This is a genomic window from Altererythrobacter lutimaris (genome assembly GCF_013371495.1).
GTDB classification, from domain to species: domain Bacteria; phylum Pseudomonadota; class Alphaproteobacteria; order Sphingomonadales; family Sphingomonadaceae; genus Erythrobacter; species Erythrobacter lutimaris_A.
Genome location: NZ_JABWTA010000001.1, coordinates 2,575,507 through 2,590,071, shown reverse-complemented (window position 1 = coordinate 2,590,071; position 14,565 = coordinate 2,575,507). Strand labels below are relative to the sequence as shown.

Here is a 14,565-nt window from a genome sequence, read left to right as displayed (position 1 = left end):
CGAGGCTCGGACTGGGATTTCCTGCCGGCAGACGGCGTAGTAACGGTCGACCGCTTCCTCAGGGGGTCGCTCAACTCACACCTAGTCCTCGATGGGACGGTACACCTGGATCTGGCTTCACGGTGATTCCGACCGATCCGGTTCGAACCACAGCGAAGCCGGCAATCCGCCTGATCGTCCCTCCAAATCAGCATTTCACAGATGAGCTTCTGGTCGGGTTTTCAGCTTGGGCCAACAATGAGGGCACTCTTCTTGATCGCAACGGATTGTCTCATGTCCGCGTCACATTCGAAGGCAATACCCACGAAATACCCGCACCCTCATTGCGGGCGTTTCAAGATGCGAATGGAGAATTCGTGGCCTATCGCGCCTGGTGGATCCGTCTCAAACGACCGGACGAACTAGTCGGCGAAGCTCATCTCTATGCCGAAGCGGTGCCTGCCGACCCAGCCTTGCAAAGTAGGGCTATCGGTCCATTTGCGTACACACTGACAGACAATGAGCACGATTTCGAATGGACCGTCGATCCGGACAACGCCGCCGCTCCTCAAACCTCGAGTGACATTTCGGAAGCATTGCACGCCGCTTGGCAGGCAGGTGCAAATAACCCGCTGATCACGGTAGGCAAGACGGGTCGATATTCCGTTGCAGATGTCGTGATTGGAGCAGCCTATGTCGGCACTGGGTATGCCACGATTACAGCTGCAGACGGAGTTGCGGCCACCATTGGATACGACGGCGATACAACCGGTCATATGCGAAGCAAATATGACCGTCTGCGCTTCAAGGGAGCCAATGTAATTCTGGATATGTCCAGTATCGAAGTGCTCTTCAATGAAGGGCTAGGAGACCACTGGCTAGATGGTTGCAATTTGCTTCATACGGACGGGCACATCTCGCTTTGGAATGGAACCACCCGTAACGGCGCAACGGCGGTACGAAACTCTCCCTGGTTTACCGAAGCAACTTTTGAAGGCATCGACTCGCCCGTCGCCAATGCGAACCTGGTTCGCGGTTGCAAAGCCAACAACTGCTACAACGATTTCGCGGCTCAACCGCGGTGCCTAATAGGTAATACCGTCATAAACCATGATAGCAGTTTTTTCCGGACTCACCTTGATGCGCTTACCATTAGCTATTCAGGCTCGGGAAGTGCGACATTATCGAGCTTGAAGGGAGGAGCCGGTTCGAACGCGTATCGCAGGTTTATCTTCCGGGTCGAGGGAAATGACGTCGCTAGCTATGACAGCCTTACTGCAAACTGGGAATCAGATTCCGGCACATATTGGGTCAGCGACCTAGTTGACTTCATCAATCAAAGCGCCGCGCTGGCCGATTGGGCAGCCATTCTCCATGATGACACTCGTCAGGCCGGGCACGTCGGAGTTATAGAGGGCCGCGGCTTCACATTTGACGACGAGCCGGTTGGGTTAGTTGGCACCACCTTCCAGACCTTTATCGATCTTCACAGCGATTTTTCACAGATGTCCTCAGGCGCGGACACTGAAAACACGATCATTGAAGCGAACCGAACACTCGATTTTCAAGGACAGATAATTTGGCTGTCTAGCAATTTCAATATTAAAGACTGCTTCTATGTGAACAATACTTTTGATGAGATAGAAGACTTCAGCGGCTTTAGCCAAATCAGCCGCACAGGTGCCAAGAGCCATGTGGTTATCGCGCACAATACATTGAGCAGGCAGCATCTTTTGCTACGCGACGGGCCTCTCGGAGAATACTCGCTCATCGCAAACAATGTGTTCGAAAGCTTCATCAGCGACGGACCCGACATCGGCCTTGGTGTTGTAAAGGACAATCACATCCATGCCTCGGGAACGATCCTCGCCGGCGCAACGGAAACGGTTCAAGCCGGGGAAGAGGCAGACCTCTTCGCAGATGCTAATAACGAGAACTTTTCTCCCTCTGGGGCGCTACTGTCCAATATGAAGAAGCCGGTGGTCGCGTACGATCGTCTTGGCGCAAAGCGGCGACTTGCAGATGCAGTTGGCGCTCAATCCTCTCTGCTGCCAGAACCTGTTGCGATGCTGTCTGAGCTCGGACTTGCGCATGACAAAGTATCGGAAGCCGGAGCGATTGGTCATCTTGTATCGACCATCATAGGCACATCAATCGGATCAACTCTGACACTTAGCGATTCAGCAGGAGGGCGGTTTGCGATTTCCAATGGTGCCCTTGTTCTAGGTAGCGTGCCGCTCAATTTCGAGACTGCACAATCGCACAATATCACCATTGCAGAAACACATGGTAGTGCTGGCAACAGTCCAAAAGAGACTTCATTCGACATTACTGTGCTAAATGTGCAGGAAGTGGCCCTAGGCGAATTAACGCTAAGCGCACATGCCATTGCTGAGGGTGAGGTGCCAGACACTGTCTTCGCCTCTTTACTCAACGTCTCGGCAGGAAGCAGTTTGAGCCTGCTTGATGATGCTGGCGGCAGGTTCGCGCTGACAAACGCAAAACTGGTGACCGGCCAAACACCGCTCGATTTTGAAAGCGCTCAAACCCATTCGATAGTGGTTCAGGAGAGCCTTCCAGACGCGTACAATAGTCCGCGCGAAACTGAACTCACTATCAACGTAGCGAATGCGGCAGAAGCCGTGCTTAATGAGCTGAATCTTTCAAGCAATGCAGTGCCTGAAAACGCGCAAGCAGGTTTGGAAATTGGCACGTTTGTGAACAGAACAGCCGGCTCAATCCTCGACCTTACAAATGATGCCGACGGCCGGTTTAGCGTCATCGGCGACGCTCTAACGGTGAACGGTCCATCGTTGGACTATGAGGATCAGAGGGAACACCTGATCACCGTCCGCGAGACGCATAGCGACGCGGCGAACAGCCCCCGCGACACCCTACTAACGGTACTTGTTTCTAATGTTGGTGAGATTGAGCTCCATACCCTCGCTCTATCCAACGCTCATGTGGCTGAAAATGCCCTCGAGGGATCAATCATTGGCACAGTCATTGGGCAAACCAATGGCGCAACACTCACCTTGATCGACAGTGCCGGAGACCGTTTCGCCTTAGATGGAGAAAACATCACATGCGGAAGCACCAACGTCGATTTCGAAGAGAACCAATCCTTTCAGATCGTATTGCGTGAGACCCACCCGGAGGGAGCAAACAGCCCGAACGATACTATCGTTACAATAGGCGTCGGCGACCTTTCAGAAGCTCCGACCACCGCCGAGGAGCTAGCCGCTGCTTTGGCTGGGTCAACGCAGTCCGCCTTTGCTGATCTAAGGCAAGCGGATGATACCATTGGTTGGATCGCAACCGATCTTTCCGGTCACGGCAACCATTTCACACAAGCTTTTGCTACTCAAAGACCCGTTATCGATAGCAAACTCGGCGCGGTCTTTTCACACGAGAGCGCCAATAACAACATTCGCTATCCCATTTCAGGCGGCACCTTTACCGCGCTGCTTGCATTCGCGAAAAATGCCGATGATGCACGCGGAACGCCAGTTTCGAACGGTTCCGGTGGCCCGGGCCGATATCAGGATGGTATAGCGATTGCCCTGGCCGGCACTTGTCTCGTTGACGGCAATCAAGTCACAGATTCCGACGCGCTGCATGATGCACTCGATGATGGTCAAGAGCATATAATCGAATGGCAAGGCATCGATGCGAGCGAATGGAGTGAATTCGTAATCGGACGTCCCGGCGATTCTCTGGGTGGCATCTTGCGTTGTGTAGTGGTGATCGATGAAACCACAGTCGCCGACCATGCGCTCGCAAGCGAGAAGGCCAACCAATGGTTGCTTTCGAACGCAGCTCAGACAAATCTTCCTGAAGAACCTGACAATACAATAAACTATCAGATGACATTGTCAGGCTCGCGCGATGGCGAACTTGGGATCGATCCGGATTATTGGCACGATGTAGCCGCGCTGGAATCCGAGATCGATACATCGCTTGGCAATGCGACACATCGCAGTGTTCGGAGCGGCAATTGGTCATCTGCCTCGACCTGGGATGGAGGGACCTTACCAACAGCAGGGTCAGTCGTGGAAATTCGGCATGAGGTCGTTTACGATATCATCACGCCAATCGGGACATCCAATGTCGGGCAAATTTTGGCAGAGATCGAGGATGACAGCGCGTCCGCGCGCAGTGCGTATGCGTCGTTTGCCCTGAAGGGCGTGGTCGTCCAAACGGGCGCCCGACTTCGGTTCGATCCGTCAGTGCAAACCTTCCTGCTTACTGAGAATCTCTTTGCGCTAAGCGGTAGCGAAGTTGAAATCGGCCATGCGGGAAATCCAGTCTTGGATAGCGGGCTCATACACGCTGGTAGACGCGTTCCAAAGGCAGCGATTGGACTGATTGGTCTAGACGATCCCGAGGCGAGCTTACGCCTTGGTTTTGTAACCATGGGCAAGTTACGCATCTGGGGGGAAGAGAAGTGCGCCGCAGTATTCGTCGAGGACGTTGCTGCAGGTTCGCAACAGCTGAGCTTTGAGCACATCCCGGATCGCTGGAATGTAGGAGACAGAATTCTCATTCCCGGAACAGCATTTACTGATCCAGATAGCGTGGATGCGCGCTACACGGGACCACTTGGATATTGGGGGCCGGAGCGCTCTGACAATGCCGACATGCCTGACGAGTGGTCCGGCAAGCAGCATTTCGCGACCAGTTTCAAGATCAATTCTCAAGACGAGATTCGAACCATAACCGCAATAACCGGCGGGTCCGTCACATTGGACTCAGCGCTCTTTTACAATCACGTCAATCACAGCGATGCACTCAATGACGGAACGCCCGTCAATCTGCGGTTTCCGGTCCAGAATCTAACGCGATCAATATGTATCTTCGGATTTTGCACCGACGAAAAAGGCAGCAATGCGCATCGCCGCGCGCACACTATGCACATGTTCCACGAAGATTGTGTGCGCAAATTTGCTGAGTTCAAGGACTTAGGGCGCAGTCGTATTGATGCGAGTCTCTTCGTACCAGGACAAAACGATACTGCTTCGGGGCTGCGCGAGGCGGAAGGCAGGGAATTTCTAGTTGATGCTAAAAATCCGATCGAACGCTATGCTGTGCACGATTATTGGTGCGGCCCATTCTTTGGCCGTCGGGCAACGATCTCCGAAGGGTTAGCCATCCATAATTCGCCGGGTACAGTCTCACCCGGTCGAGGGTATGTCCAAAACCACAGCCGCGCCCATCTGAAGGACTGCATTGTGCACGGATTCCGCGCAACGGGGTTCTCGACAGAATTGGGCTCGGAGATTGGACAGTGGGAGAACTGCTATTCCTCGAACTGTCCTGGGGATGGGTTTATACCGGCCGCATCCGGCGATCATCATGAACTCTTAGGATTCATGAGCGGGCATCATGGTACGGCCTTTCATAACCAAGCGCGCCAAGTGATCCTGAGGAATTGTTGGGCCGGAAGCGCAAATTCAGCTTTCAGCTGGCGACAAAATCACAGCTGTTCTTCTGGCAATAGTAGCCTCCAATATCGCAACCTGCGTTATGCCCACCCCGTCACGATGGGCGTGGGTGTGCCGCTCGACCCGTCTGCTGTTAGCGTCAGTATGGAAGAAGGTTGCCGTCACCTGCAGGCCCAGATTCCAAAGTTTGACGATAACTCATGTCATGATTGCGAAGAGGGATTCGTCGTCTCAGATCACAAAGATCGCGATAAAGTTGCCGTTGAGCCGATGACCAGTCAAGGCATCAAGCTGCACGCCAAGGCTCCCTATAAGGGTCTTGGATACGCCGCCAATTACATGTTCAAAGACTTCTACTTTAAAGGTCCTGGAAGTGGAGTTGCCATTGATATCGGAACGCAATGCTACAATTCTACTTTCGCGAATGGGCGCATCGCCGATTACACGAACGTGATCCGGGATGCTGAGTTTAACTATCTCGGCTTTTTGGTCGATATCTCACACAATTCTGCGCAATTACAGGACTGGGTCGAGCAAAGCATCGGCACAGGTTCGATTGCCGCACACCCACAAGTTGATATCATGGGTGCATGGACTGTTACCGGTACGCAGGACGGTCAGGCCACTGCCAACCTGCGCAGCTACGAAATTCTCGAAGGCGAAACCCAACTTCCAAGCCTGCTTCCAGGCAACCCATTCAATCCTGGTCCAGCAAATGGCTCGGCAGTGCCTCGTTTTGAATTGTCGGCAAGTTCGGGGGGTATCCTAACGCCATCCGGGCGCGACGAAGTCTCGATTAGAGGAACAATAACCGATCGCGCTGGCAATCGAGATTGGCCAAGCTATCAGCATTTCCAAAGCGCTGACGCGAACCCGGTTGGAGATCGCGTCCTCAGCGCCATCACTGGCGCGCAGATCGTTGAGCGCAATGGCTGCTGGAAAGATGGGCAAACTTGGCGCACGACGCTGTGGTTCGCCGATGCTGATCGTGTCGACCATACGCCGATCCAGATAAGCGTTACATGTGAGTTGTCGGGATTTGATGCAAACTTCCTTGCGCTTAACGAAGTCGCTGATGCGGCCGCCACCAGGCCGTCACTACCGTTGGCGCTGGAAGACCTCTCATGGTCGAACACGCCTAGCGTTGAAGAAGATGGAGCTCCTTTCACGCTCGCTGCTGCATTCGACGTCCCGCCTCAGTCATTCGCAATTTGCCAAAGCACAATCAAGGTCGCGAGGCTGTCTGCTGGCAGGAACTTGCCTATATCCATTGTTGATGGGGAATTCCGAATAAACAATGGCGACTGGAGCGGTGCGAATACCTTTGTGCAACGCGGAGACCAGATTGAAGTTCGAGCCATGAGCTCTCTCATTTCAGGCCAAACGACCACTGCCACACTTTCAATTGGTTCACACTCTTCCGACTTTTTGGTTACCACTTGGAGCCAAGTGTCGAAGATCACCGACGATTTTGAAGCGTATGCCGACGGCACAAGTCTAGAGGCCCAATCCAGCTATCAGCTCGTCGATGGTTGCGGCGGGGCCATTTCCGTCCACAATGGAGCGCTGTCAGTGGTTTCACATAGCGACTGGGTACAACACACTGACGATCTCGCAAGAACAGACGGGTTGAGATTCAAGGCGCGCTGGGGACAGGGTGGCGGCGTCTGCTGGGGGCTCGCAAAACTAGATAGTCCTTTCAGCTCCCATTTCATACTGTCTCGTCACTGGGATGGGTCATTCCGGATCACCACTGGCAACAAGACGTGGGTCTATCCGGATTGCGCAACACAGGAGGTTTGCGTTGACCTTATTGGAGGTGAATGGACGGTAACATTCGCTGGCGCCTTGCAAGCGCCAAATAAAGATCGCGCACAAATTCTACCATTTGCTTTGCCACCGACATCTGCGGTGATGTTCATGTCGCCCCTTGCGAACGGGACACGACATAACACGTTGCTAGAATTCAGCGTGGAGCATCTTTAGGCTGCGGACCGCCAGCGTAGAGAACGAAAGCATCATCGCTGTGGCAAAAGCTGTTTCATACGCTGGACTTTGCGTTTCAGCCGGTACGAGAGAGACTCCCGTTCCTCTTTTGAGTTGGCGCGAATGAAAGGACCTTCTGGTGTGTCAGTTCGGTTCAAGAAACTGCCTAGTTCCGCCCATCCATGGCCGGTTGCCAGGTCCATCTGGAGCAGATCCGACGGACGGTCCGCGAAATACTCGCGAACGATTTCATTGTGGGCTTCATAAACGCCACGATAGCGCGTTTCGTGCCCCACAGGGTATGGAGCGTCTGCGCCATAAGTAAGCTGCTGCATCACATCAGGCGCCGTGCCAAAATGGTCAGCGATCGAATTAAACCATGAGTTTGTGTCGCGCACGGTAAGAATGAATTTCGAACCTGGGAACCTGCTATCCAGTTCGCGGAAAAGAAGCGGCCAAGGCATATCCTCAACAGCATCGTAGCCCGCAGCAATCTCCAGCCCATGCCTGACATACTGCTCTGACAAGCTCTCGAGCGTCAGATCGCGTCCGAACACGCTCTTGACCCGATAGCCGAGCAAACTGAGCGCTTTGTTCATGCTGGTTGTGCCGGTCTTCTGGAAACCAATGCAAAATACTTTGGACTGATGTGCGTTCAAAGGTTCCCTTTCTCCGGTGCCACATTTACAGTTAGCGCTGCCGGTTCTGTCTTCTTCAGCAGGTGTTTTGCGTCTCCGCACCACTTAAAAACTCGGCTCGGGGATTAGATGTGCGATTGATAAATGTCCGGTTACAATGCGGTAAGCGGCTGGACGCTCGTGAAAGACACAGGTTCAAGCGAGCGGCGATATGATGAGCGCGATTGATCCGAAACTCAGAGTTGATTTGGGCATAGGCTTCGCCCTGAAAGCCTTTGGCGCAATCGCAAGCTTTGCGTTGAGCTGGCTGATCGCAAGACAGTTCGGTGCGAGCTCTTTGGGGCTTTTCCAGCTTGCTCTCGTTTCAGCAGGGCTTGCTTCGATAATCGCCTTGTCTGGATTTGATATTGTCCTGATCCGAGAGCTGGGGGGGGCAATCAGCGACAGGACAAAAGGCGTCGCCGCACAGCTTTACGGTCGATCCCTGCGAAACATACTTATATTTGCCGTGTGCCTTTTTGCAGGACTGGTGCTAGCAGCCCCGTTTCTCACGCAAACCTTAGGTGCGGAGCCAGAGCTCACGACTTTCATCTATGTGCTGAGCCCGTTGGTGCTAGTACTTCCAGTTATCCGATTGTCCTGCGCATTGCTGCGCACTGGTCGAAGGGTCTTGCTCTCTCAGTCACTCGATGGGGTGGCCTACACTGGCTTCACCGCGCTTTGCCTACTCGCACTGGTCGCGTTTGGCGGACCAAATGATGCCTTTACACCCGCGTACTTGTACGCTGGCGGTGTCGTTCTAGTAGGATTACTTGCAATCTCCGCTTCTCGCCAGCTCATTGGAGGTTTCGCCGGTTTTCGCAGTCCAACTCCCGCGCAGTTTGCTGGGGTTGTTGTTGCAGCCCCCTATTTGCTCGCAACGGCGAACGAATGGCTTCTCCTATCACTTGTTACCTTCTTTGAAGGCGCGGCAAGCACGGGGATTTATCGCGTTTCCTTTCAAATTGCGGGGTTGATAATGCTGATCAACTCTTCCTTTGCGACCATGACAAGCCCTTGGCTGTCAAAGGCTGCAAGCGACGGACGATTTCGCGAAGTCGCTACACTCACACATAAGGTGGGGTTGGTCGGTATTGGACTGGCACTGCCATTCGCAGCGCTAGTCATTTGGAAACCCGACTTCGTACTTGCGCTATTCGGAGAAGAATTCACGCAAGGCGCAGCTGCACTCCAGCTACTCATCGTCGCTCAGCTTATACACCTCGGTTTCGGCCCGCTTGGAGCCGCTTTGATCATGATAGGCAAGCATAGGGTTGCGCTTTCGATCGAGATCTTTGCAACTCTGATGGGCATCTGCATCGGTGCCTACGCAATCTCTCGATTGGGCATCGTTGGTGCTGCGATGGGAATTTTGACCATCGCGATCTTGCGGAACGTTGTTTCGACCATTCTGCTGCAAAAGTTTGTTCGCGCGAACGAGGCGGCTCACGCCTAAGCATCGCACAATTTGTAATGGTCTACGTCGCCTAGACCTCGTTTCGCTTTGCCTTTTCGATGAACTCAGAAATATCATCGGAAAGAAGGAGCGGTCCTGCCGCCGTGATCCGATCAGCTGGCCAATCCCACCAAGCAATTTCCAAAAGCTGCTCAATGATCTGGTTTTCGAACCGGGAACGGATAAGCTTTGCGGGAACGCCACCGACGATCCCATATGGAGGCACGTCGCGAGTAACGACTGCTCCCGTCATGATCACGGCTCCGTGACCTATGGTGACCCCCGAAAGGATTGTCACATCGCTGGCGATCCATACATCGCTCCCGATATTGACGTCACCGCGCGAAATCGGATGCCCGGGGATATCGGACAAGCTCGGCTCAAGAACAGAAAATGGATAGGTCGTCACCCAGTCGCTACGATGGCCGCCGCCAAGGTGAATGGTGCAGTTTTGCGCGACGGAGCAGTACGCCCCCATCCGGAGCTTTGTGCCCTCGCCATAGTCAACGATCTTTAGCTCTCCGTAGCTGCCCCTCCCAATTTCATACTGCGGGTATTTGTTCGCAAGCATAACCGGGCCTTGTTTCAGGCCGAACAAGCGTTTGAGAAATGTTAGTCCGCGCAATGCCAACGCTCCTAAAGCCGTGAGGTGCAAACGGGATAAGCGCTTATGCACCCTTGCGGGCAATAGCAGTAATGAATTCGCCTTCGGACGGGTCCCCTGGAAGTCCCACACCTGAACTAACTTGCGGAAAGCGCTTTTTGATTGCGAGTGCATGGTTCGCCATAGCCTCTTCGAGCTCCGGCCGTTCGATTTGATCGAAGTCCACAAAGCCGCTTCGAGCAAGCGCACTATCTAATCCCGACTTGGAAGGCAGTGCAAAATGACGCGGAGCCTCCAGCCCGCGCCAGAACCTGCCATCTGCGCTGAGCCCGCGAGATCGGGCATTAGGCAATTCCAGAAACAAATTACCACCTGGCTTCAGCCAAGCGTGGAAGCGCTTCAACAGCCGCACAGGATCATCGACATGCTCTAGCACATGATTGGCAGTAATATGGTGAAAGCGTTGCTTGAACGCACCCTCATCAATAGCGTCATTCTCGATCACGTTTAGACCGCGCGAGCGGGCAAGGCTGACGGCATCGGGATCGAAATCGACACCCAAAGCCTCATGACCAATCTCTGCAACACGCTCCAAATAGTCGCCATTGCCGCAGCCATAATCAAGCACTTGAAGCTGCCTGTCCTGAGCCTCGGGAAGGAAACGGTACTGGATTTCAATCGAGCGTTTGCGGGCCGGCAAGAAGCGTGTCGCGAAGGCGATGCCTTGATCTATGACGTCAGACGAAGCCCCAAATCTCGCCCTTGCATAACCAATCCTGACCCTTTGCCTGAGCGCCCCTTTGACAGAAAGAGCTTCGTCATCGGGGGGGTGCTCTGCCGTTGTGTAATATCCGGCATAGGCCTTCGCAATGTGCTCAGGTCGCGGACGATTGTCTAACACCAGTGATTGGCAGCGAAGGCAACGCGAGAAGGTAAACTCGCCGGGTACAGCCTCAAAGTACCAATCGCGCACTCCATCGAGAAATGGCTCCAGCTCGCTGGAGCCGCAAAAGAGGCAGGCATGCACTGGTTCTAGCCAGTCCTTCGGCCATGCCTCAGCAGTCATCTGATTTCCTTCAGCAAAGGCTTCCACCAATCCTCGCGGTCCAGATACCAGCGTAGCGTACTGCGCAAGCCTTCATCAAACCCGCGCGCAGGCGCATAGCCAAGCTCAGCGCGCGCTTTTGTCTCGTCGATCGCATAACGACGGTCATGCCCTGCACGGTCTTCCACGAAAGTCTTGAGCTCCCAGCTGTTTCGGCCCTGCGCTGCGGGCGCATCGGGATAACGATCAGCGAGCCCTTCTACATGCGCAAATGCCAAATCCACTTCTGCACAAACGGTATCGATGACCGCCATGTTGGGCAGCTCTGCCCCGCCGCCTATATTGTAGGTCTCACCCGGCGTTCCTCGATCCAGGCATGCCTCGATCCCGCGGCAATGATCCTCGACATGGAGCCAGTCGCGCACATTCATACCGTCGCCATAGATCGGCAGCGGCTTGCCGCAGAGCGCGTTCAAGAGAAATAGCGGGATCAGCTTCTCAGGGTACTGATAGGGCCCGTAATTGTTCGAGCAATTGCTTGTCGTCACTTCCAACCCGAAGGTGTGATGATAGGCGCGCACCAGATGATCGGACGACGCCTTGGATGCCGAATAAGGCGAGTTTGGTGCATAGGGCGTCGCCTCGTGGAAAGCCGGGTCTTCGGGTCCGAGCGAGCCGAACACTTCGTCAGTTGATATGTGATGGAAGCGGTGCGGCTGGCCTGTACCTTCATCGAGCCAGACCTTGCGCGCCGCCTTCAGCAAGCTGTTCGTGCCGAGAATGTTGGTCTCGATGAATGCGTCAGGCCCGGTAATCGATCGGTCGACATGGCTTTCCGCTGCAAAGTGCACGATCGTCGAAATGTCGCGCTCGCGCAGCAGTTTTTCGACCAGCTCCGTATCGCAAATATCGCCGACAACCAGCTCTGCTTGTTCGACCCCCGCAATCGTAGATTCATTCCCCGCATAGGTCAGCGCATCGAGCACGATCAGCGCGTCATCCGGGTGCTTTTCCGCCCAGTAATGGACGAAATTGCCGCCAATAAAGCCGGCACCGCCAGTGACCATCAGATTAGCCAAGAGCCTGTTCCTCTTTCAGCATTTTGCGAAGATTATCGCGCCAATGCGTGTATCCATCGCCCAGCAGATCGCGAGTTGCGCTGCTGTCGAGCAGCGAGAAGGCAGGACGCCGGGCAGCGGTGGGATACTCGCTGCTGGCGATGGGAATGATCGGGATGCTTCTTTCGAGCAGGCCGATGGCTCGCGCCTCTTCCTGGATTGCGACGGCGAAATCGTACCAGCTGGCCACGCCCGCATCGCTATGATGGAATGTGCCGTTCGCCTCTGCGGCAATGAGGCCCCATATCGTCTTGGCAAGCCCAGTAGCCCATGTCGGTGCGCCGATCTGGTCGGCCACGACGCGGACTTCGTCTCGCTCGGACATCAGACGCAGCATAGTGGTGACGAAATTGGCTCCGCCAGCAGAATAGATCCACGACCCGCGGACCAGCAGGTCGCCCCTGCGCAGCGCATCCTCGCCAGCTGCTTTGGACTTTCCGTACACGCCGAGCGCATGCCTGTGGTCGTCCGGGAGATAGGGGCGACTCGATCGACAATCGAAGACATAATCGGTCGACAAGTGAACCAGCTTACCTTCCCATCGTTGCAAGGCGTGCGCCATGATTCCTACCGCATCACGATTTATGGCATAGCATTCTTCGATATGGCTCTCGGCTGCGTCAACGGCGGTGTAGGCAGCCGCATTGATGATGAGCGCGGGCTCCCGCGCCGCGATGAAATCTTCGAGGGCGGTCTCGCTGGAAAGATCGCAGTCCGCGCGGGCGGCCCCCTCAAGGGTGTATTTCGCAGGCGCTGTAGCGAGGAGCGAAGCCCCGACCTGACCACCCGCACCGAAGATCAGCACCTTCATGAGAAAGCCCCGATCTCGTTCAGTCGCTTGCCGGCGCGATCCTTCGCGCTCAATTGCACATCCAGGCCCGCGAGCGGCCAGTCGATCCCGACTGCCGGATCATCCCACGCCAGCGAATGCTCGTGCGCCGGCGCGTATGGCGCAGTGCATTTGTAGAGGAAATCCGTATTGTCTTCGAGCGTCAGGAAGCCGTGTGCGAAGCCTTCAGGCACCCAGAACATCCGCTTGTTTGCAGCGCTCAGCTCTACCCCCACCCATTCACCGAAATGCGGCGAAGACTTCCGCAAATCGACGGCGACATCAAAGACTGCGCCTGCTGTGACGCGCACCAGCTTGCCTTGCGCGCCCGGGTTCTGGAAATGCATCCCGCGCAGCACACCCTTTTGCGAGCGGCTGTGATTGTCCTGCACGAATGTGAGATCGAGGCCTGCCTCGGCAAAAGCAGCTTCATTCCAGCTTTCCATGAAGAAGCCCCGCTCGTCGCCGAAGACGCGAGGCTCGATAATCAGTGGCCCTGGAATATCGCATTCGATCACTTGCATCGCTGATCAGGCTCCGCTCAGCAGCGAAAGGAGGTACTCGCCATAGCCGGATTTCCTCAGCGGCTGTGCGATCTCTTCCAGCCGCGCATCATCGATAAAACCTTGGCGCCACGCGATTTCTTCAGGGCAGCAGATCTTCAGACCCTGCCGCTCTTCCGTGATGCGGACATAGCTGGCTGCATCAAGCAGACTGCCATGCGTGCCGGTGTCGAGCCAGGCAAAGCCGCGCCCCATGATTTGGACGCTTAGCGTGCCATCATCCATATAAAGCCGGTTGAGGTCAGTAATCTCCAGCTCGCCGCGGCTGGACGGGGCAAGATCGCGCGCGCGGTCGACGACTGTCTTGTCATAGAAATAGAGGCCTGTGACGGCATAGTTGGACTTGGGGTTTGCAGGCTTCTCTTCGATGGACACCGCCTGACCAGCACCATCGAATGCAACCACGCCGTAAGCCTGCGGATTGTTGACGCGGTAGGCGAAGACCGACGCACCAGTGCTTTGCGCGTCGGCGGCTTGCAGGACTTGGGGCAGGCCGTGGCCGTAAAAGATATTGTCACCCAGAACGAGCGCGCTTGGATGGCCTGCAACGAAATCAGCTCCGATATGATAGGCCTGCGCGAGGCCTTCAGGCTTGGGCTGCTCGGCATAGGAAATGCTGACCCCGAACTGCGAGCCATCACCCAGCACGCGCTGAAACTGCTCCGCGTCCTCCGGCGTCGTTATGACGAGGATATCGCGAATGCCCGCCAGCATCAGCGTGCTCAGCGGGTAATAAATCATCGGCTTGTCAAACACCGGCATCAGCTGCTTCGACACGCCTTGGGTCAAAGGATAAAGCCGCGTGCCGGACCCGCCCGCAAGGATGATCCCTTTGCGCTGTGTCCCTGCCACTTACTGCTCCCT

9 protein-coding genes are annotated in these 14,565 nt (G+C 55.1%); 2 read left to right on the top strand and 7 right to left on the bottom strand.

All coding sequences use genetic code 11. The features are described 5' to 3' along the window. Positions 1-122 precede the first annotated feature (122 nt). Positions 123-7,409, top strand: a complete 7,287-nt coding sequence (locus tag HUO12_RS12560; protein ID WP_176273923.1) for a cadherin repeat domain-containing protein — start codon at positions 123-125, stop codon at positions 7,407-7,409. A 32-nt stretch (positions 7,410-7,441) separates the two neighbouring features. On the opposite strand, the gene HUO12_RS12555 is transcribed toward HUO12_RS12560, so the two are convergent. Further along, the gene (locus HUO12_RS12555; RefSeq protein WP_332310415.1) at positions 7,442-8,149 is read right to left on the bottom strand and encodes a sulfotransferase family protein; all 708 of its coding nucleotides are present in this window, start codon (positions 8,147-8,149) and stop codon (positions 7,442-7,444) included. Positions 8,150-8,258: 109 nt separating this feature from the next. Here HUO12_RS12555 and HUO12_RS12550 point away from each other — a divergent pair, with 109 nt between their 5' ends. Beyond that, positions 8,259-9,542 carry an MATE family efflux transporter gene (locus tag HUO12_RS12550; protein WP_176273921.1) on the top strand — a complete coding sequence of 428 codons (1,284 nt, stop codon included), beginning with the start codon at positions 8,259-8,261 and terminating at the stop codon, positions 9,540-9,542. Positions 9,543-9,573: 31 nt separating this feature from the next. Here HUO12_RS12550 and HUO12_RS14630 read toward each other — a convergent pair whose 3' ends face one another. The 6 genes from HUO12_RS14630 to rfbA are packed head-to-tail and all read right to left on the bottom strand — an operon-like array spanning position 9,574 to position 14,553. Next, complete coding sequence (locus tag HUO12_RS14630) at positions 9,574-10,167, bottom strand: CatB-related O-acetyltransferase (protein WP_269748049.1); 594 nt, start codon at positions 10,165-10,167, stop codon at positions 9,574-9,576. A gap of 43 nt (positions 10,168-10,210) precedes the next feature. Continuing rightward, complete coding sequence (locus HUO12_RS12540) at positions 10,211-11,212, bottom strand: class I SAM-dependent methyltransferase (protein ID WP_176273920.1); 1,002 nt, start codon at positions 11,210-11,212, stop codon at positions 10,211-10,213. Continuing rightward, a complete protein-coding gene (gene rfbB / locus HUO12_RS12535) occupies positions 11,209-12,270 on the bottom strand; it encodes a dTDP-glucose 4,6-dehydratase (protein WP_176273919.1) in 1,062 nt (353 codons plus the stop codon). Before rfbB ends, HUO12_RS12540 begins: the two co-directional genes overlap by 4 nt. Then, a complete protein-coding gene (gene rfbD / locus HUO12_RS12530; RefSeq protein ID WP_176273918.1) occupies positions 12,263-13,120 on the bottom strand; it encodes a dTDP-4-dehydrorhamnose reductase in 858 nt (285 codons plus the stop codon). Before rfbD ends, rfbB begins: the two co-directional genes overlap by 8 nt. Then, on the bottom strand, positions 13,117-13,662 hold the full coding sequence (rfbC, locus tag HUO12_RS12525) for a dTDP-4-dehydrorhamnose 3,5-epimerase (protein WP_176273917.1): 546 nt from the start codon (positions 13,660-13,662) through the stop codon (positions 13,117-13,119). The genes rfbD and rfbC overlap by 4 nt, the downstream gene beginning before the upstream one ends. A 6-nt stretch (positions 13,663-13,668) precedes the next feature. After that, positions 13,669-14,553 carry a glucose-1-phosphate thymidylyltransferase RfbA gene (gene rfbA / locus HUO12_RS12520; protein ID WP_176273916.1) on the bottom strand — a complete coding sequence of 295 codons (885 nt, stop codon included), beginning with the start codon at positions 14,551-14,553 and terminating at the stop codon, positions 13,669-13,671. Positions 14,554-14,565 lie beyond the last annotated feature (12 nt).

What these genes read in the sequence shown, in the direction of transcription:
- HUO12_RS12550 (WP_176273921.1), top strand. Translation starts at nt 8,259, where the DNA reads ATGATGAGCGCGATTGATCCGAAACTCAGAGTTGATTTGGGCATAGGC.
- rfbC (WP_176273917.1), bottom strand. Translation starts at nt 13,662, where the DNA reads ATGCAAGTGATCGAATGCGATATTCCAGGGCCACTGATTATCGAGCCT.
- HUO12_RS12540 (WP_176273920.1), bottom strand. Translation starts at nt 11,212, where the DNA reads ATGACTGCTGAGGCATGGCCGAAGGACTGGCTAGAACCAGTGCATGCC.
- rfbD (WP_176273918.1), bottom strand. Translation starts at nt 13,120, where the DNA reads ATGAAGGTGCTGATCTTCGGTGCGGGTGGTCAGGTCGGGGCTTCGCTC.